20 protein-coding genes are annotated in these 17,248 nt (G+C 64.3%); 11 read left to right on the top strand and 9 right to left on the bottom strand.

Annotated elements, in window-relative coordinates:
* The first annotated feature begins 93 nt into the window (after positions 1–93).
* The 6 genes from ligD to AC05QJ_RS12055 are packed head-to-tail and all read left to right on the top strand — an operon-like array spanning position 94 to position 5,839.
* A complete protein-coding gene (gene ligD, locus AC05QJ_RS12080) occupies positions 94–2,544 on the top strand; it encodes a DNA ligase D (protein WP_476747071.1) in 2,451 nt (816 codons plus the stop codon).
* Positions 2,541–2,807, top strand: coding sequence for a hypothetical protein (locus tag AC05QJ_RS12075; protein ID WP_476747070.1), 267 nt, complete (start codon positions 2,541–2,543; stop codon positions 2,805–2,807). Before ligD ends, AC05QJ_RS12075 begins: the two co-directional genes overlap by 4 nt.
* Positions 2,804–3,844 (top strand): acyl-CoA dehydrogenase family protein, encoded by a 1,041-nt coding sequence (locus tag AC05QJ_RS12070; RefSeq protein WP_476747069.1) that lies wholly within the window; start codon positions 2,804–2,806, stop codon positions 3,842–3,844. The genes AC05QJ_RS12075 and AC05QJ_RS12070 overlap by 4 nt, the downstream gene beginning before the upstream one ends.
* Positions 3,841–4,593 (top strand): PIG-L deacetylase family protein, encoded by a 753-nt coding sequence (locus tag AC05QJ_RS12065; protein ID WP_476747068.1) that lies wholly within the window; start codon positions 3,841–3,843, stop codon positions 4,591–4,593. Before AC05QJ_RS12070 ends, AC05QJ_RS12065 begins: the two co-directional genes overlap by 4 nt.
* A complete protein-coding gene (locus AC05QJ_RS12060) occupies positions 4,590–5,189 on the top strand; it encodes a class I SAM-dependent methyltransferase (protein ID WP_476747067.1) in 600 nt (199 codons plus the stop codon). The genes AC05QJ_RS12065 and AC05QJ_RS12060 overlap by 4 nt, the downstream gene beginning before the upstream one ends.
* Complete coding sequence (locus AC05QJ_RS12055) at positions 5,186–5,839, top strand: glycosyltransferase family 2 protein (RefSeq protein ID WP_476747066.1); 654 nt, start codon at positions 5,186–5,188, stop codon at positions 5,837–5,839. Before AC05QJ_RS12060 ends, AC05QJ_RS12055 begins: the two co-directional genes overlap by 4 nt.
* A gap of 27 nt (positions 5,840–5,866) precedes the next feature.
* Here AC05QJ_RS12055 and ku read toward each other — a convergent pair whose 3' ends face one another.
* The 6 genes from ku to AC05QJ_RS12025 all read right to left on the bottom strand — a co-directional run bounded on the left by ku (position 5,867) and on the right by AC05QJ_RS12025 (position 8,701).
* Positions 5,867–6,724, bottom strand: a complete 858-nt coding sequence (gene ku, locus AC05QJ_RS12050; RefSeq protein ID WP_476747065.1) for a non-homologous end joining protein Ku — start codon at positions 6,722–6,724, stop codon at positions 5,867–5,869.
* A gap of 9 nt (positions 6,725–6,733) precedes the next feature.
* Positions 6,734–6,868 (bottom strand): PSPA7_2676 family Cys-rich small protein, encoded by a 135-nt coding sequence (locus tag AC05QJ_RS12045; protein ID WP_476747064.1) that lies wholly within the window; start codon positions 6,866–6,868, stop codon positions 6,734–6,736.
* Positions 6,869–6,959: 91 nt separating this feature from the next.
* The gene (locus AC05QJ_RS12040; protein ID WP_476747063.1) at positions 6,960–7,130 is read right to left on the bottom strand and encodes a hypothetical protein; all 171 of its coding nucleotides are present in this window, start codon (positions 7,128–7,130) and stop codon (positions 6,960–6,962) included.
* Positions 7,131–7,229: 99 nt separating this feature from the next.
* A complete protein-coding gene (locus AC05QJ_RS12035; protein WP_476747062.1) occupies positions 7,230–7,418 on the bottom strand; it encodes a con-10 family general stress protein in 189 nt (62 codons plus the stop codon).
* 198 nt (positions 7,419–7,616) lie between these two features.
* Positions 7,617–8,096, bottom strand: a complete 480-nt coding sequence (locus AC05QJ_RS12030; protein WP_476747061.1) for a copper chaperone PCu(A)C — start codon at positions 8,094–8,096, stop codon at positions 7,617–7,619.
* A complete protein-coding gene (locus AC05QJ_RS12025) occupies positions 8,096–8,701 on the bottom strand; it encodes an SCO family protein (protein WP_476747060.1) in 606 nt (201 codons plus the stop codon). Before AC05QJ_RS12025 ends, AC05QJ_RS12030 begins: the two co-directional genes overlap by 1 nt.
* 313 nt (positions 8,702–9,014) lie before the next feature.
* Between AC05QJ_RS12025 and AC05QJ_RS12020 the strand changes: the two genes are divergently transcribed.
* The 5 genes from AC05QJ_RS12020 to AC05QJ_RS12000 all read left to right on the top strand — a co-directional run bounded on the left by AC05QJ_RS12020 (position 9,015) and on the right by AC05QJ_RS12000 (position 13,694).
* Positions 9,015–10,955, top strand: a complete 1,941-nt coding sequence (locus AC05QJ_RS12020; protein ID WP_476747059.1) for an autotransporter outer membrane beta-barrel domain-containing protein — start codon at positions 9,015–9,017, stop codon at positions 10,953–10,955.
* A gap of 125 nt (positions 10,956–11,080) precedes the next feature.
* Positions 11,081–11,728, top strand: coding sequence for an START domain-containing protein (locus AC05QJ_RS12015; RefSeq protein WP_476747058.1), 648 nt, complete (start codon positions 11,081–11,083; stop codon positions 11,726–11,728).
* 130 nt (positions 11,729–11,858) lie between these two features.
* A complete protein-coding gene (locus AC05QJ_RS12010; RefSeq protein WP_476747057.1) occupies positions 11,859–12,692 on the top strand; it encodes a bifunctional allantoicase/(S)-ureidoglycine aminohydrolase in 834 nt (277 codons plus the stop codon).
* A 485-nt stretch (positions 12,693–13,177) separates the two neighbouring features.
* On the top strand, positions 13,178–13,423 hold the full coding sequence (locus AC05QJ_RS12005) for a type II toxin-antitoxin system prevent-host-death family antitoxin (protein WP_476747056.1): 246 nt from the start codon (positions 13,178–13,180) through the stop codon (positions 13,421–13,423).
* Positions 13,413–13,694: a type II toxin-antitoxin system RelE family toxin gene (locus tag AC05QJ_RS12000; protein ID WP_476747055.1), complete on the top strand. Its 282-nt coding sequence runs from the start codon at positions 13,413–13,415 to the stop codon at positions 13,692–13,694. Before AC05QJ_RS12005 ends, AC05QJ_RS12000 begins: the two co-directional genes overlap by 11 nt.
* 13 nt (positions 13,695–13,707) lie before the next feature.
* Here the strand turns inward: AC05QJ_RS12000 and AC05QJ_RS11995 are convergent, their stop codons facing one another.
* The 3 genes from AC05QJ_RS11995 to AC05QJ_RS11985 form a co-directional block, all read right to left on the bottom strand.
* Positions 13,708–14,583 (bottom strand): LysR substrate-binding domain-containing protein, encoded by an 876-nt coding sequence (locus AC05QJ_RS11995; protein ID WP_476747054.1) that lies wholly within the window; start codon positions 14,581–14,583, stop codon positions 13,708–13,710.
* A 122-nt stretch (positions 14,584–14,705) separates the two neighbouring features.
* Positions 14,706–15,074, bottom strand: coding sequence for a YfeK family protein (locus tag AC05QJ_RS11990; protein WP_476747053.1), 369 nt, complete (start codon positions 15,072–15,074; stop codon positions 14,706–14,708).
* Positions 15,075–15,158: 84 nt separating this feature from the next.
* Positions 15,159–17,177: a TonB-dependent receptor family protein gene (locus tag AC05QJ_RS11985; RefSeq protein ID WP_476747052.1), complete on the bottom strand. Its 2,019-nt coding sequence runs from the start codon at positions 17,175–17,177 to the stop codon at positions 15,159–15,161.
* Positions 17,178–17,248: the final 71 nt, after the last annotated feature.

Here is a 17,248-nt window from a genome sequence, read left to right as displayed (position 1 = left end):
GCAACACCCCGGCGCAAAGGGATTGAACTCCTGTTACCGGCGCCCTCTCCCACTTGATAGGACGCCAGCCTCGCCCATCGACCGGAGCCCGCCATGGCCAAGCCACTGCAGGAGTACCAGCGCAAACGCGACTTTGCCGCCACGCCCGAGCCCAGCGGCGGCAAGCGTGCCGGGCGGCAGGCCCACGGCTTGCGGTTCTGCATCCAGAAACATGACGCCAGTCACCTGCACTACGACTTCCGCCTGGAACTGGATGGCACGCTGAAGAGCTGGGCCATTCCCAAGGGGCCGTCCCTGGACCCTGGCGTCAAGCGCCTGGCCGTTCATGTCGAGGACCACCCGCTGGACTACGCCGATTTCGAAGGCCATATACCCGAAGGGCACTACGGTGCCGGTGACGTGATCGTCTGGGACCGCGGCATGTGGATTCCCGAGGGCGACCCGCACAAGGACTATGCCCGTGGTCGCCTGCACTTCCAGTTGCAGGGCGAAAAACTCGGGGGGCGCTGGGCGCTGTTCCGCACCCATCTGGCGGGCAGAAAGGAACAATGGTTGCTGGTCAAATCCGCCGACAGCCAGGCCCGCGAAGCGAGCGAATACGACGTGCTCGAAGCCGAGCCGGACAGCGTGCTGAGCGACCGCAGCCTGCCCGTCAAACCCCGCGCCCCGGCCAAACGGAAACCGGCCCCTGGAAAAGCAGTGAAACGTCCGTTGCCGGAAACGCTGAAACCGCAACTGGCCACGTTGGTCGACTCGCCACCGGAAGGCGACTGGCTCTACGAAATCAAGTTCGACGGCTACCGCATCCTGGCTCGCATCGACGAGGGCGAAGTCCGGCTGTTCACCCGCAACGGTCATGACTGGACCGCGAAGATGCCCCGCCAGGTGGCCGCGCTGAAAAAACTCAAGCTGCGCTCCGCCTGGCTCGACGGCGAGATGGTGGTACCCGACGAACAGGGTGTGGCGGACTTCCAGGCCCTGCAGAATGCGTTCGATACCGAGCATGACGAGCAGATCACCTATTACCTGTTCGACCTGCTGCACCTGAACGGCGAAGACCTGCGTCAGACACCGGTGCAGGAACGCCGCGCCAGCCTGGAAAAGCTGTTGGAAAAGGCACCCGACGTGCTGCGCTACTCCGCCGCCTTCGAACAACCGGTGGCATCGCTGCTGGAAAGCGCCTGTCAGCTCAACCTCGAAGGGCTGATCGGCAAGCGCCTGGACAGCCGTTACGTGGAGCGTCGCAGCAGCGACTGGATCAAGCTCAAGTGCAAGCAGCGCCAGGAATTCGTGGTCATCGGCTACACCGATCCGAAAGGCAGCCGCAGTGCCTTCGGCGCCTTGTTGCTGGGGCTGCATGCAGACGGCGAACTGCGCTATGCCGGCAAGGTCGGCACCGGCTTCAGCACCGCCACGCTGAACAGCCTGCTGGAGCGCCTGCAATCCCTGGAAACCGATCGCACCCCGCTGAAACATCCCCCCACCGGTGCCGAAGTCCGCGGCGTGCATTGGCTGAAGCCCACGTTGCTGGCGGAGGTGAGCTTCGCCCAGATGACCCGCGACGGCATCGTCCGCCACTCGGTATTCCACGGCCTGCGCGATGACAAGCCGGCCAGTGCCATCAACCTGGAGCGCGCCATGCCCGCCAAGAAAGCCGCCGCCAAAGCCGGCGGCCACCTGCACCTGACCCATCCCGAACGCGTCATCGATCCTGCCAGCGGCACCACCAAGCTGAACGTCGCCGAGTATTACGCCCAGGCTTCTGCGCTGATCCTGCCTCACCTCAAGGACCGCCCCGTGGCGCTGGTGCGGGCGCCGGACGGCCTGGGCGGCGAACTGTTCTTCCAGAAGAACGCCGCCAGCCTCGACCTGCCGGGGGTGAAGACCTGGGACAAGGCACAGGCCGGCCAGGCGGCGATGGTTATCAACCGCCAGGACACCCTGCTCGGCGCCGTGCAGATGAACATGCTCGAGCTGCACACCTGGAATGCCACCGACACGCAGTTCGAGCGCCCCGACCGCTTTGTTCTCGACCTCGACCCCGATCCGGCGTTGCCCTGGAAAGCCATGGTCGAGGCCACCAGCCTGACCCTCACCCTGCTCGATGAACTGGGACTGCGCTGCTTCCTCAAGACCAGCGGCGGCAAAGGCATCCATGTGGTGGTGCCGTTGCAACGACGGGCCGGCTGGGACGAGGTAAAGGACTTCAGCCACGCCATCGTCACCCATATGGCCGGGCTGTTCCCCGATCGACTGTCGGCGGTGTCCGGGCCGAAGAATCGCGTGGGGCGGATCTTTATCGATTATCTGCGCAACGGCAAAGGCGCGACCACGGTCTGCGCCTGGTCGCTGCGGGCGCGGGAAGGATTGCCGGTATCAGTGCCGATCTGGCGCGAGGAACTGGCCGAACTCAAAGGCGCCAATCAGTGGACCCTGGCCAACATCCACGAACGCCTCGAGGTCGGCAACGACCCGTGGAAAGACTACGCCAGCACGCGTCAATCCATCAGCGCCAGCCTGCGCAAGCGACTGGGCGGTAAATGATGGTGTGGATCGACCTGCTGCAATGGCCGGCGATGCTGGCAACCCTGCTTGCGGCCTGGTGGATCGCCTCGCAGCGGCGCTACCGGCGCTGCATCGGTTTCTGCTGTTTCATCACCAGTAACCTGCTGTGGGGCATCTGGGGTTGGCACACCCAGGCATGGGCGCTGATCGTGCTGCAGGCTTGCCTGTTCCTGATGAACCTGCGCGGCTTGCGCAAGAACACCGTACCCGCCGCCACGAGCGCCAAGGAGACGACCTCATGAGCATCATTCAGGATTTCGACCTGGGCAGCCTGGACACCTTGCTGCGCAGCTTCACCGAGCGTCCGCAGGCGCTGCATCTGGACACTAGTCTCCCGGTCCTGATGCAGTCGCTGCAACAGGACCACCTCGATCTGCTGCCGCTGCCCGGCCAGGGCCATACCCTGCAACGCTGGCAGACCCTGGCCCGTGTCGCCGGTTGCGACCTGAGCCTGGCCAAACTCTACGAGGGCCACACCGATGCCCTGGCCATTCTTGCCGAATGCGGTGCCAGCCACCGGGTCGGACAGGGCATCTGGGGTGTATGGGCCGCCGAACCGCCGGATGCGCGCACCCGCATCATCGGCCGGGAGGGCGAGCAAGTGCTGCTGGAAGGCCGCAAGGCCTGGTGTTCCGGCGCGCTGCAGATCGACAACGCGCTGGTCACCGCCTGGGACGGCGAAACGCCACAACTGGTGGCCATCGAACTGTCTCACCCGAGCCAGCGGATCATCGCCGACGGCTGGCAGGCGGTGGGCATGGCCACCACCACCAGCGTAGTACTCGAGTTCGACCGTTCCCCGGCCTTTGCCGTCGGCACGCCGGGGCAATACCTGTCGCGCCCCGGCTTCTGGCAGGGCGGCGGCGGGATCGCTGCCTGCTGGTACGGAGCTGCCGAAGCGCTGGCCGACTACCTGCGCGAGCATTGTCGCAGGCCGCGTTCCGACCCGCATGCCGAGGCGCACCTGGGCGCCGTCGACGCTGCCCTCTGTGGGGCCCGCGCCAGTCTGCGCGAGTGTGCGGCCTGGATCGATGACCATCCCGGCGGCACTGCCGAGTTGCCGGTACGGCGCACGCGCGCTCAGGTGGAGCACGCCGTCAAGCAGGTGATCGAGCATGTCGGCCGGGCCCTCGGTGCCACGCCCTATTGCCACAACAGCCACTTCGCCCGGCTCAGTGCCGACCTGCCGGTGTTCCTGCGCCAGAGTCACGCCGAGCGCGACCTCGCCGCCCTGGGCCAGCAACTGGCACAGGGACCCGCCGGAGCCTGGCAGCTATGAGCCGCGAATTGTTCAAAGGCCCCGCCACGGCGCCCGCCGACTGGCAACATTCAGCGCATCTGTCCCGTGCGACCTGGATCACCCCCGCGCAACTCTGCCCGCCTGGCCGGCGGCTGGTGGTGGTGGCGCCGCACCCCGACGACGAGATTCTCGCCTGTGGCGGCCTGCTGGCCAGTTTGCGGGGACGAGAACGGGACCTGCTGCTGATCTCGGTGACCGATGGCGAGGGTAGCCATCCGGGGTCGCAGCAGTGGACCGAACATCGCCTGCGCCGCCAGCGCCCGCAAGAGAGCCGTCACGCCCTGCAACGCCTCGGCCTCGATCTGCAACTGCTGGACTGGCGCCGCCTGGGCCTGAAGGACACCGCCGTGGCACGGGATGAAGCCTATCTGGTCAACCACCTGACCCAGTTGCTCAAGCCCGGCGATCAGTTGCTGTGTACCTGGCGCGGCGACGGCCATGCCGACCACGAGGCGGTCGGCCGCGCCTGCGCCCAGGCAGCGCAAGCGCGGGACGTACAACTGCTGGAAGTGCCCGTCTGGGCCTGGTACTGGGCGCAGCCGGAAGACAGCCGGCTGCCCTGGGAACGCGCCTGCAAGCTGCAACTGGATGCCGACGCCCTGCAGCGCAAGCAGCACGCCATTGCCGCCCACACCAGCCAGATGGAAACCGACGACGATCGCCCTCCGGTGCTGCCGGCGGCGACCCTGGAGTGCCTGATGCAACCGTTCGAGCTGGTGTTCCGATGAGTATCGATGCGCAGTATTTCGCCGGGCTGTTCGCTGCCAGCGACGACCCCTGGGCTTTTCGCAGCCGCTGGTACGAGAAGCGCAAGCGCGAGCTGATCCTTGCCAGCCTGCCGCGGCAATTCTACGAACGCATCTTCGAGCCCGCCTGCGCCAACGGCGAACTCAGCGCAGCGCTGGCCGAGCGCGGCACCGAACTGCTTTGCCAGGACCTGGACCCCACGGCGGTGACACTGGCCCGCGAACGCGTGGCCCATCTGCCCAATACCCGGGTCGAACCAGGACGGCTGCCGGGAGACTGGCCAGGCGGGCGTTTCGACCTGATCGTGCTCGGCGAAATCGGCTACTACCTCGAGCCTCCCCAGTGGCTGCAAGTGATCGAACAATCGGTGGCCAGCCTGACGCCGGACGGTGCACTGCTGGCCTGCCACTGGCTGCACCCGATCGACGGCTGCCCGCAACAGGGCCACCAGGTGCATGCACTGCTGGAACAGCGTCTGCCGTTGTATCGCATGCTGCGCCATGAGGAAGCGGACTTCCTGCTGGAGTACTGGAGTTGCCAACCCACCGCGATCGACCTCGACGAGACCTGCCCATGATTGCCGTGATCATTCCCGCCCATGACGAGGCGCAGGCCTTGCCCCGTTGCCTGGCGGCGGTCAAACGGGCCGCGCGCACCGCCGAAGACGCCGGACATCAGGTGGCGATTCTGGTGGTGCTGGACCACTGTCGCGATGACAGTGCACGGATTGCCGCCGAGCAGGGCGTGGAAACGCTGGTGGTGGACGTGCGCAACGTTGGCCAGGCCCGCCGCGCAGGCGCCGCGCTGATGCTCGAGCGCGGCGCCGCCTGGCTGGCCTGCACTGACGCCGACAGTTGCGTGCCGGCAGACTGGTTGCTGTGCCAGCTGGATTTCGCTGCCGATGCGGTATGCGGCACTGTGCATGTGGAACAGTGGCAGCCGGGGCAGGATGCGGCGTTCCAGGCGCTGTACCTGAGTCGCTACGAAGCGCGCGAGGGGCATCGGCATATCCATGGCGCCAACCTGGGTATCTGCGCGCAAGCCTACCAGCGCGTCGGCGGCTTCCCGCCGCTGGCTTTGAACGAAGATGTAGAGCTGGTCAACGCCCTGGTGGCCAGCGGCGCACATATCGTCTGGACCGCACGCAACAGCGTCAGCACCAGCAGCCGGCTGGACAGCCGGGCGCGAGGAGGATTCGGGGATTATCTGCGGTCGCTGGGGAGTTGATCGTCCGGCACCCCGCCCTCGAGTCCCTCAAGACGCCTTGCGCCCGGTTTTCCTGGCTGCCGGCTTTTTCTTCTCCGGTGCAGCAGCCTTCACCGACTTGCCGCCCAGGCTCCGCTTCAACAATTCGGTCAGGTCGATGATATCCGCGCCCTTGCCGGCGCCGGCCTCGTCGGCCTGCTCCACCACACTGATCTTGCCTTTGCTGGCCTTCTCTTCCACCAGGTCCATGATGGTCTGGCGGAACACGTTCTGGTACTCGTCCGGCGTCCAGGTGCCGCTCATGTCTTCGACCAGTCGTTTCGCCATCTGCAACTCGCTCTTGTTGACCTTGGCCGCCGTGACACTGGTGTCCAGCTCGAGGCTGTCGATACCCCGCACCTCGTCCGGCCAGCGCAGGGTGATCAGCACCAGCGCGTCCTCCAGCGGCCGCAACATCGCCAGGTGCTGCTGGGTGTGCAATACCACGGTCGCCAGGGCGACCTTGCCCGTGCTTTCCAGGGTCTCGCGCAAGAGTGCGTAGACCTTGCCACCCCGCTTGTCCGGCGCCAGGTAGTACGGCGTATCGAACTGCTGCAAGGGGATTTCTTCAGCGGCCACGAAAGAAAAGATATCGATGGTCTGGGTCGCTTCGGGGCGGGCCTTGCGGATCTCCTCCTCGCTGATCACCACATAGCGGCCCTTCTCGTATTCCACCGCCTTGACGATATCTTCCTTGCTGACCTCCTTGCCGGTGACCTTGTTGATCCGCTTGTAGCCCACCGGGTCCATGCTGCGCTGGTCCAGCCAGTCGAAATCGACCCGCTGGCTGCGGGTCGCCGAGGCCAGCGCCACCGGGATGTGCACCAGGCCGAAACTAATCGCGCCCTTCCAGATTGCTCGTGCCATGGCAAGCTCCTATCGAGGGGGCATTTCCAGCCGGTGATAGCGCAGTGCACCACAGCGCTCGCAGCACTGGCAGTCCATTTCATCGACATCGTGGGTCCGCACCGCGCGCCACAGGCACCCGCGCAACAAGCAGATAAAGGTCATTGGTCACCTCCTGGTGTCCCGGCACCCGGGCTCTTGAAATAGTGACTGACCAGGAGGAAAAAAGGTTTAGCCCAAGTTCGCCAATGGTGAATCAGTTGTCGCTGTCCTTGTTCGGTGCCAGTTGCGAAGCCGGACTCTGCGCCGGCTGCTGCATCTGCAGCGACGGCTTGCTGGGGTCGGAGTCCTTGCCGGGATGATTGGAGTTGTCAAAGCAGCCGCCCAGCAGCAGGCCGGTCAGCAGAATAACGAATGCACCTTTCATGGCAGTGCTCTCCACAAAAACAAACGGCGCACCGAAGCACGAAGCCACGATGCGCCAGACGGACGGGGCACGTTTCATGCCCCGCCAGATGCGGCGGTATCAACGACCGCCTTTGCGGCCAGTGTCGGAAGAGCCTGGCGTTTTTTGCTTGTCCTGATGCATGCCGCCCGATTGCTGGCCGCCTTTACGGCCTGCTTCGGAAGCCTTCTCCCGATCGTTGGCAAAGTTGCCCTGGTTGCCACCCTGCTTGGTGCCTTGCTGGCCGGTGCGGTTTTCGTTGTTAGCCATGATCTTTCACCTCATAGAACCCGAAGGGTGCACGACTGATGCCGTACATGAGTTCAGAGCGTGCACTGCGCGAGGGATTCGGTTTTTTTTGGTGCAGCCGGACGGGTGGCGGCAAAAGACCGCGAGCGTTTCTTTGGTGCGCCAGGGGATGGGGCGAGGGGAAAAAAGCGGGACAGAGCACCTGCCCCGCAAATGGAATCACATGTTGCCGTGGTCGTGGTGCATGGCGTGACCGCCACCAGCGTTGAGGGCACGGACCGGCGCCTGTACCTCGATCGACTGCTTGCTGCCGTCGGCATCCTCGACCACCAGGGTCAGCGGCACCTGGTCACCTTCCTTCAACTGCCGGTTCAGGCCCATCAGCATGACGTGATAGCCGTTGTCATCCAGCACCACCGCCTTGCCGGCGGGCAGCGCGAGGGCATCCACCGGGCCCATGGTCATCACGTCGCCGTTCATCTTCATTTCGTGGACCTGCACGGTCTTCGCCACCGGCGAGCGCACCTCCACCAGCGTGCTGTCGCTGTCGGCGGTGAGGGTCATGAAGGCGCCGGAAGCAGGCTGGTTGGCAACCGTGGCCCGCGCCCAGGGATCGGTGACGGTGGTTTGCGCCAGCGCCGGCATGGCCGCCGCGCAGAGCGCCAGTGCGGCAAGTGCGGGTTTGAACAGGGAACGCATCAGCAGATCTCCATGAGGGTCAGCAGGTCTTCGGCGCATTCCTTGGCGTTCAGCGAGTGGGAAAGGCCCAGGTACAGGCGACCACGGGAGTCGAAGACGAAGCTGGTGGACGAGTGGGAGATGGTGTAGGTATCGCCCAATGGCACCTTCTCGTAGAACACGCCAAATTCCTTGGCAGTGGCGGCGATCTGCTCCGGTGTGCCGGACAGCGCGGTGAAGGTCGGATCGAAAGCCTTCACGTAGTCGTCCAGCACCTGCGGGGTGTCACGCTCGGGGTCGAGGGTGATGAACACCACCTTGAGGAAGTCGCCGTCGCGGCCCATCAGCTTCTTGATCTGCACCGCCCGCGCCAAGGTGGTCGGGCAGACCGCCGGGCACTGGGTGAAACCGAAGAACACCATCGGCATCGAACCGTAGAAGCTCGACAGCGCGTAGGTATCGCCGTGGACGTCCTGGAGTTTGAAGGAGCGGCCGAGGATCTTGTTGCTCAGGTCCTTGCCGTACTTGAAGTCGAGCTTGGGCGACATGTCGCAGCCCGTCAGGGCCGCGAAGCCCGCCAGGCCGAGCCCGGCGATAACCGTGCGCCGGGTCAGTAAATCATTCATGCAACCGTCCTTTGGGGAAGGTACGCGCCTCACAGCGAGGCCGTTCATTCATGGATTTTCGCGAGGCGGCATTTTGTCATGGGGGGGAAACCCGTTCCAGCGCACAGCGCCCGGCGGATGCGACGGGATGTCGCAGCTCACCCCCTGAAACCGTTACAAGCTGTGAACCCTCCAAGGCGAGATATCCGCCAAACCCCACCGCCAAACCCGACAATTCGCACAAGTCCGTCACAAATCGGCCCGCTTCCTGCTGTCGCCACGCCGTCGCATCGCCAAGATGCCCAGCGCATACCGACACATAAGGATAAGTGCCGTGTTCAAACCACTCGCCATCGCCGCAGCCCTCGGATCTTTCATGCTGTCCTCGGGAGTCAGCGCCTACGACTACGGGGATTATGCCGGACAGACCCTGGACCGCCTGATCAACGACTACCCCGGCCGCTACCGCGGCACCGCCAACTTCGCCGGGGCCGCCGACTGGATGCAGGCGCAGCTGGCCTTCGGTTACCAGACCAGCCGCCAGGACTTCACCTGGGCCGGCACCCGCAGTTCGCAGAACGTCATTGCCTCGGCCGCCGGCAGCAACAGCACCTATGTGGTGCTTGGTGCCCACTTCGATACCTATTACGGTCGCCCCACGCTCCAGGGCCTCGACGACAACGCCTCCGGCGCCGCGGTGCTGACGGAAATCGCGCGCAACCTGGGCGGCATCGCCCTGGAAAATGGTCTGGAAGTGGTCGCCTTTGGCGCCGAAGAAGAAGGCCTGCGCGGCTCCCGTGCCTACGTCGCTTCCCTGGACGACAGCCAGCGCGCCAACCTGCTGGGCATGATCAACCTCGACAGTCTGATCACCGGCGACAAGATGTACGCCCATGCCGGCAGCAACGCCGTCGCCAATCCTGCCCTGGCGGCGTACCGCGACCAGTTGCTGCGCATCGCCAGCGAACTGAAGATCGACCTGTTCACCAACCCCGGCCTCAACGCCGACTACCCTGCCGGCACCGGCTGCTGCAGCGACGGCGAGAGCTTCGAAGGGCTCGACGTACCCGTGCTGTTCATCGAGGCCACCAACTGGGAGCTGGGGGACCTCGACGGTTACGAGCAGACCGACAACCCGGCGATCCCCGGCGGTTCCACCTGGCACGACCCGGCGGAAGACAACCAGGCGGTGCTGACCGGCGCCTTCGGCGAAGAACGCATCGAACAGCGCCTGCGCGACTTCTCGCGGTTGCTAACCCGTCTGGTGCTGGAACTGACCAACGCCGACCTGCTCGCCTCCACCGCCTCCGGTGGCGCCCTGGCGCGGCAGATGGAAGACCAGTTGCAACGTCAGCACCAGGCCATGACCCGCCTGCACGATCGCCGCTGGCTGAGCGTGCTGGGCAGCGAGCGGGCAGTGGGCAGCTTCGACGGCGAAGTGGGCGTGGAAGGCGAGGTATTACCAGACAGCGGCTTCGATGCGCCGGGCAATCCCGAATCGAAGCGCGTGGGCGTGCATGTGCTGGGCGACTATCGCCTGAGCGAAGCACTCACCCTCGGTGCCAGCCTGAGCTTCGAGCGCAGCCGCGACGCTCTCGACCATGGCGGTCGCGTCGAGGGCGATACCTGGCAGGCCGGCGTGTTCGGCCTGCTCAATGACGGCGGACCGCAGTGGCTGGCCGGCGAATTGAGCCTGGGACATACCCGTTTCGACACCCGGCGCTCGGTGTTCATCCAGGCCAACGGCGGCCCGGTGCTGCTGGATCAACGCCTGTCCGGCGATACTTCGGCGCTGTTCTGGGGCGCACGGGCCGAGGGCGGTTACGACTTCAGCGTCGGCAACCTCAAGACTGGTCCGGTGGCCGGGCTGGACTACGTTCACTACCGCATCGACGACTTCCAGGAAGACGAGGCGCTGCGCACCGCCCTGGACTTCGAGAAGCAGGATTACGACAGCCTCGAAGCCAGTCTCGGCTGGCGCCTGCACGGCAGCCTCGGGCTGGGTGGCATGGCACTGAAGCCTTACGCCAGCGTGCGCTGGGTGCGTGAGCTTGGCGATGGACGGCTGGATGAAATCGATCTCGCCAGCCGCGCCGACGGCCGGGTGCGGGTCGCCAACCTGAGCGCCGTGGACAAGAGCTCCGGGCGCGCACAACTGGGCGCGCAGTTGATGGTGACCGAGCAACTGGGCGTGTTCGCCGAAGCCAACAGCCGCTTCGCCCATGATGAAGGCAATCAGGCGGGGTATTCGCTGGGGGTGCAGTGGTTGTTCTGATTGCAGCGTGACCTCATCGCCGGCAACGCCGGCTCCCACAGCCCTGGTGGGAGCCGGCGTTGCCCCTGAGATCACCTCCGGAATCTGGCCTATCCTCAATCAACCACTCCGCCAGGACCTCCACCATGCCCCGCCTCCCTGGCCTTCTGACAATCCTGCTGCTCATATGTCTGCCTCTGCCCAGCCTGGCCGACGATAGCTGGCGCCTGGCCAGCGACGAGGACGGCATCCAGGTCTATCTGCGCCAGGTTCCCGACTCGAACTACCAGAGCTTCCGTGGCGTGGCGGTGATCAAGGCGGATGTGCGCACCCTCAGCGACCTCCAGGAAAACCTGCGGGTCGCCTGCAAATGGCTGTATGCCTGCGCCGACATGCGCCTGCTGACCGTGAAGGACGACACCACCTGGGTCTACCTCACCACCGCCCTGCCCTGGCCCGCGGCCACCCGCGACATGGTGCTCAGGGTGCGCACCGAACGCCCTGATGACGGCAGCCTGATCCGCCACCTCGACGCCGTACCCGGCATGGTCGAGCGCCAACCCGGACAGATCCGCGTCACCCAGTTGCAAGGCCTGTGGAAGATGGTCCCTCGCGGCGAGCGGGAAACCGAAGTGACCTACGAGCTGCAGGCCGAACCCGCCGGCGACATCCCGGCCTGGCTGGCCAACCGCTTCGTCATCGACGCCCCGACCATCACCCTCAGGACCCTGCGCGCCGTGGCCGAGCGCCAGGGAGTGCACCCGACCGGCGAGGCAGCGCAGCCCATTTACTAAATGAATACCACAAATTCCAACATTTAATTTGTGGATGCGCGGCGATGTTCATATTGTAGGTATGCAAGCCCCGGTAGTACCGCCCTACAGGCGATCCCGCGGATACAACAACAAACACCCGAGACTCCCCATGTCGAAAACCTACTTCGCCCCCCACGGTGGTCACCCGGCTCAGACCGAGCTGCTGACCGACCGTGCGATGTTCACCGAGGCCTACGCGGTCATCCCCAAAGGCGTGATGCGTGACATCGTCACCAGCCACCTGCCGTTCTGGGACAAGATGCGCATGTGGGTCATCGCCCGCCCGCTGTCCGGTTTCGCCGAAACCTTCTCCCAGTACATCGTCGAAGTGGCGCCGGAAGGCGGCAGCGAGCGTCCTGAGCTGGACAAGAACGCCGAAGCGGTACTGTTCGTGGTCGAAGGTGAAATCGACATCACCCTGCAAGGCAAGCCTTACACCCTCAAGCCGGGCGGCTACGCCTTCATCCCGCCGGCTGCCGAGTGGAGCCTGCGCAACAACAGCAATGCCAACGTCACCTTCCACTGGATCCGCAAGCACTACGAAGCCGTCGAAGGCCTGCCGCATCCGGAAGCGTTCGTCACCAACGAACAGGACATCACCCCGATCCCGATGCCGGGCACCGATGGCGCCTGGGTCACCACCCGCTTCGTCGACATGGCAGACATGCGCCACGACATGCACGTCAACATCGTGACCTTCCAGCCGGGCGGCGTGATTCCGTTCGCGGAAACCCACGTCATGGAACACGGCCTGTACGTTCTGGAAGGCAAGGCGGTGTACCGCCTGAACCAGGACTGGGTCGAAGTGGAAGCCGGCGACTTCATGTGGCTGCGCGCCTTCTGCCCGCAGGCCTGCTACTCCGGTGGCCCTGGTCCGTTCCGCTACCTGCTGTACAAGGATGTGAACCGCAACGTGCACCTGACGCTGAACCCCAAGCGTTGATGCACTGGGCTGTCGCAGCCTGAACAGGAAAAGCCCGCCCTCCCCGGCGGGCTTTTTTCTTCATGTGTCCCGGGGCGATAATTCTTGGGCTTGGGCTTGGGCTTGGGCTTGGGCTTGGGCTTGGGCTTGGGCTTGTGGGTTTCGGTTTTGTGAGCTTATCCATTGGATTTGGCGACGCTGCCGGCCCCTTCCGCCTTTACGGCGGCCCCCTTTGTTCTTGGAAAAAGGGGGGCAAAACCTTTGATTCTGCTTTTGCTCTTCATGCACGTCAGTTCAGACGCCGCCAATTGCGACTTCAGCCGGCCGAGTGGAGGTGCCTGTAGGGGCCGGCAGCGTCGCCGCCTCGAACGGATAATCTCGCAAACCCGACACCGACACCCACACCATCCTCCCCAACATTCCGCGAAGAACTTTTTTGTTGCTACGAATGCTTGCCTGACAGGGAATCCAAGACCAAAATAACGACCTAAACTGAGGACCAGAATATGCAAAACATTCTTGCTGACGTGGCAGTGAGCGTCTCCGAACTCAAGAAGAATCCTTCCGGCGTCCTGGCAAATGCTTCGGGAATGCCGGTGGCGGTGCTCAACCATAACCGCGTGATGGGCTACATGGTTCCGGCTGAGCTTTACGAGTCAATGATGGAACGTCTTGAAGACCTGGAGCTGGTCGAGATTGCCAAGGCCCGTGCGGGAGAGGAAACCATCCCGGTGAATCTGGATGACCTATAGCCTTGAATTCGTCCCCTCTGCGCTGAAGGAATGGGAAAAGCTCGGCCATACCATTCGAGAACAGATCAAGAAGAAGCTCAGAGAACGCTTGGAATCCCCCCGCGTACAGGCCGATGCCCTGCGTGACATGCCGAGCCATTACAAAATCAAACTCAAAGCATCCGGCTATCGTCTGGTTTACCGAGTGGAAGATGACCGGGTGGTGGTGGTAGTGGTTTCAGTTGGCAAACGGGAACGTGGCGAGGCTTATCAATCGGCGAGGAAACGTTGAGGCTTCAGCACCCTCACTGCTGATCCATCAACCGCCCCAACACCGCCCCAAGCTCCTTCACCATCGGCTCCGCCGTCGGCCGATGGACGATGACGATTTCGTAGCTGTCCACCACCGGCAGCCCGTCGTCGACGCCGAGCACCCGATGATCCCCGGTCACCGCCCGTGGCGGCAGCAGACTGATGCCCATGCCGTCGGCCACCGCCGCCTGGATGCCGCTCAGGCTCGAACTGGTGAAGGCGATCCGCCAGCGACGGCCGAGGCTTTCCACTGCGCTGATGATCTCGTCGCGGTACAACCCACGGGGCGGAAAGGTCACCAGTGGAATCGGGTCCAGGTCCAGCGCAGGATTCTTCGCGCTGTCGATCCACGCCAGTTCCTCCGGCCAGCTCACCACCCCTTCCCGGCCATTGCGCCGCTGCTTGAGCAACACCAGGTCCAGCTCGCCGTTCTCGTAGCTCTGGTTGATATCCCGGCACAGGCCACTGGTGACCTCCAGCTTCACCTGCGGATGCTTGCGGTTGAAGGCAGACAACGCATTGGTCGTGCGCCCACCAACGAAATCCTCCGGCACGCCCAGGCGCACCGTCACGCCCACCGTCGCCCCGGCCAGCGCCTCGAGCATCTGGTCGTTGAGCGCCAGCATATGACGGGCGTAGCCGAGCAGGGTCTGGCCGGCATCGGTGGGCAGCACCTCGCGGTTGCCGCGCTCGAGCAAGCGATGGCCGACCATCTCTTCGAGACGGCGAACCTTCTGGCTGATGGTGGATTGCGTGGAATGCAGGCGCGAGGCGGCCGTGGTGAAACTGCCGCAGTCGGCGACCACGACCACCGCTCGGAGGAGGTCGAGGTCGAAGAGGGTTCTAGTGGGTTTTGGAATGCTTGGCATCGGGGTATTTGAAGTTCGAATAGATAACGGGTTCTAACACGCCCCCTTGCATCGGGCAACGTTGCCAGCAGAGCGTCGTCACCGGCCTCGCGTACAGTGATACCGACGTCGAACGTCTTGACTCACTGACGGCGAATCCGCTCGAGTTCCGTCGTCAGCCAATTCCGCGCCGGGAACACGGAGGATGGACAACGAACCTCATAGTCTTTGCCGCTGATGCTGCTTCGAGAAGCCCCGAGTTCGATGAAGTCCTCCGCTCGTTGAAGCATGCCGCGTCGTACCAGGTAATCCCGCTTCTTCTCCAGATGGGCCCTGGCTTGCGGCCCTTCATGTTCAGCGCCATTGCGCACGAAACGACATTGGCTGCTTTCGACGAACGCCAGCAGCGCATCGATCTCCTGATTCATCGGATTGCTGGCCTGGGCAACAGGTATTGCCAGCGCCAGCACACAACCACCGATCCATTGCCTCGTCAGTACGTTCACGTTCATCCCCGCAAAAGCCAGGAACATTACCACCCGGCAAGCGCGACAGGCTTGCGGGTGTATGTCACAGCGTTACTGCGGTACCAACAGTCAGAAACGAACCTTCACACCCACGTAGCCAGTGCGCCCCGGTGCCGGCTCGTAATAGCGACCCGCACTGTCGTTTATCCGCAGGTTGTCGTAGTAACGGCGGTCCGTCAGGTTATCCAGCCCTGCGTAGGGTTCGATATTTTCCGCCCAGCCCTTGAGCTGAATCCCCGCCCGCAGGTTGACCACCGCATAGCCACCGACCCGCGCCGTGTTGGCGCTGTCGGCGTACTGGCGGTCGTAGATCGAGGTATTGAGCCGTGCGTACCAGTTGTCGCGGCTGTAGCTCAGCTCACCGAACAGGCTCTGCACCGGGATGCCCGGGAGGCGCTTGCCATCGGCGCCATCGAAGCTGCGGTAGCTGTAGTCGTTGAGGCTGTAGGCGGTGCTCAGTTGCCAATGATCGTCCGGCTGCCAGCGAGCGCTCAGTTCCAGTCCATCGCGACGGGTGGAACCCGCATTGCGGTAGAAGGTGCGGCCATCGACGTAGGGCACCAGTTCGTCGCGGGTATCGATGCGGTAGACCACGGCCTCGTAGCGCCAGTGGGCGGTCTCGCCCTTGAAGCCGATTTCCTGGTTGAGCGCTTCGGCGGGCTCCAGGCTGCTGTTGAAACCGCCGCCATTGGGGTTGGCCAGCTCGCTGACGGTCGGGGTCTCGAACGAAGTGGCAACCCGGGCGTAGAGGGTGTGGTACGGATCCAGCCGGTAGCTGAGACCGGCGCTGTAGTTGAGGTCGCGCAGGGTGCGTTCACCGGAATCATCACCATCACGCAGGAAGCGATCGTCGACGCTCAGGCGCACCGCATCGTGACGCAGGCCGAGGCTGAGCATCCAGCTGTCGCCTAGCTCGGTCTGGTTCTCGATGAACAGCCCGAGGCTGCGAGCCTCTTCACGCTGACGGGACGTGAGTGCACCCTTGTTGCCGCCAATGATGTTGTTATTGCGGTCGCGGTCGTCGCGCAGGGACTCAAGGTCGGCGCCCACCGTGAGTTTGTGCTTGAGCCCGAACCAGTCGGCGACATGGCTGTAATGGCCACCGACCCCACCGAACAGGCGCTCGTAGCTGGTCTGGCCATTGGCCGCGAGCGGCAGGCGGTTTTCGAAATCGCGCTGGCCGACATAGCTGCGCAGTTGATAGGTGTCTTCGCCCAGGGCCTGGCCATCCCAGACCAGCGACAGACGCTGTTGCCTGATGCGTTCATCGGAATCGAAGCTCAGGCTTTGCGGACGGGCCTGATCGCGATCGGCGCGAGCCTGGTCGAGGGTCAGGCCGCCCGGGTCTTCCGAGCGGTTGTCCAGCGCATGCATCGTGAGGCCCAGCCGCCCGGTCTCGGCCCACCAGCGCAACTTGCCGGTAAAGTTGTTGGCCTCGCTGGTGGCATGGTCGCGATAGCCGTCCATTTGCGTGGAGCTCACCGCTGCCAGTGCGCCGAAATCCCCCTCGGTGCCATTGGCCTCGATGCTCTGCCGGCGATACCCGTTACTGCCAACGCTGAAGTCGCCGGACACGCCCGGCTGGTCGCCTGGTTCGCGGGTGTTGATCGCCAGCACGCCGCCCGCACCGTTACCGTAGAGCACAGCGGCCGGGCCGCGAAGGACTTCCATTCGTTCCACCAGACCGATGTCGAAGCCGTCCAGTTCGGTCTGGCCATCCGGCATGGTCAGCGGCACGCCATCGACCAGCACACGAATGCCACGTACGCCGAAGCTGGAGCGCGAGCCGAAACCGCGGATTGCCGGACGCAGGCCCTGGGCTGCGTTGTACCGGCTCTGCACCACGACGCCGGGCACGCTGGAGAGCAGGTTGCCCAGGGTCAGAGCCTGATCGCCGCGTGAGTCGTTGGCGTCGACCACACTGGCGGACAACGCCGCCTTGGCCCATTCATCGCCCGTGCGCGTGGCGCTGATGACTGTGGGGTCGACATCGACGGCAGATTCGGCCAGCGCGCCGGTGGTGGTCAGCAGAAGTGCGCCAAAGGCCGCACGGCGATGTGCAGCGCGTTGCCGCTCGTTATTGTTCATGTGATTTCCCGTCAGGAGCCGCGGTGGCGCATGGCTTGAGTGCTCGATAGACCGGACCATCGCAGATGGAC

It is taken from the genome of Pseudomonas sp. TUM25319, from assembly GCF_056388475.1.
Note: the sequence above shows the minus strand (reverse complement) of the source record. Positions and strands in the feature narration are given on the sequence as shown.

Bases quoted from the DNA above. Each gene is read 5' to 3' on its own strand.
- AC05QJ_RS12040 (WP_476747063.1), bottom strand. From the start codon at position 7,130: ATGAAAGGTGCATTCGTTATTCTGCTGACCGGCCTGCTGCTGGGCGGC.
- AC05QJ_RS12045 (WP_476747064.1), bottom strand. From the start codon at position 6,868: ATGACCTTTATCTGCTTGTTGCGCGGGTGCCTGTGGCGCGCGGTGCGG.
- AC05QJ_RS12035 (WP_476747062.1), bottom strand. From the start codon at position 7,418: ATGGCTAACAACGAAAACCGCACCGGCCAGCAAGGCACCAAGCAGGGT.
- AC05QJ_RS12070 (WP_476747069.1), top strand. From the start codon at position 2,804: ATGAGCATCATTCAGGATTTCGACCTGGGCAGCCTGGACACCTTGCTG.
- AC05QJ_RS12065 (WP_476747068.1), top strand. From the start codon at position 3,841: ATGAGCCGCGAATTGTTCAAAGGCCCCGCCACGGCGCCCGCCGACTGG.
- AC05QJ_RS11985 (WP_476747052.1), bottom strand. From the start codon at position 17,177: ATGAACAATAACGAGCGGCAACGCGCTGCACATCGCCGTGCGGCCTTT.
- AC05QJ_RS12015 (WP_476747058.1), top strand. From the start codon at position 11,081: ATGCCCCGCCTCCCTGGCCTTCTGACAATCCTGCTGCTCATATGTCTG.
- AC05QJ_RS12055 (WP_476747066.1), top strand. From the start codon at position 5,186: ATGATTGCCGTGATCATTCCCGCCCATGACGAGGCGCAGGCCTTGCCC.
- AC05QJ_RS12000 (WP_476747055.1), top strand. From the start codon at position 13,413: ATGACCTATAGCCTTGAATTCGTCCCCTCTGCGCTGAAGGAATGGGAA.
- AC05QJ_RS11990 (WP_476747053.1), bottom strand. From the start codon at position 15,074: ATGAACGTGAACGTACTGACGAGGCAATGGATCGGTGGTTGTGTGCTG.
- ligD (WP_476747071.1), top strand. From the start codon at position 94: ATGGCCAAGCCACTGCAGGAGTACCAGCGCAAACGCGACTTTGCCGCC.
- AC05QJ_RS12025 (WP_476747060.1), bottom strand. From the start codon at position 8,701: ATGAATGATTTACTGACCCGGCGCACGGTTATCGCCGGGCTCGGCCTG.
- AC05QJ_RS12005 (WP_476747056.1), top strand. From the start codon at position 13,178: ATGCAAAACATTCTTGCTGACGTGGCAGTGAGCGTCTCCGAACTCAAG.
- AC05QJ_RS12060 (WP_476747067.1), top strand. From the start codon at position 4,590: ATGAGTATCGATGCGCAGTATTTCGCCGGGCTGTTCGCTGCCAGCGAC.
- AC05QJ_RS12075 (WP_476747070.1), top strand. From the start codon at position 2,541: ATGATGGTGTGGATCGACCTGCTGCAATGGCCGGCGATGCTGGCAACC.
- AC05QJ_RS11995 (WP_476747054.1), bottom strand. From the start codon at position 14,583: ATGCCAAGCATTCCAAAACCCACTAGAACCCTCTTCGACCTCGACCTC.
- AC05QJ_RS12030 (WP_476747061.1), bottom strand. From the start codon at position 8,096: ATGCGTTCCCTGTTCAAACCCGCACTTGCCGCACTGGCGCTCTGCGCG.
- AC05QJ_RS12010 (WP_476747057.1), top strand. From the start codon at position 11,859: ATGTCGAAAACCTACTTCGCCCCCCACGGTGGTCACCCGGCTCAGACC.
- ku (WP_476747065.1), bottom strand. From the start codon at position 6,724: ATGGCACGAGCAATCTGGAAGGGCGCGATTAGTTTCGGCCTGGTGCAC.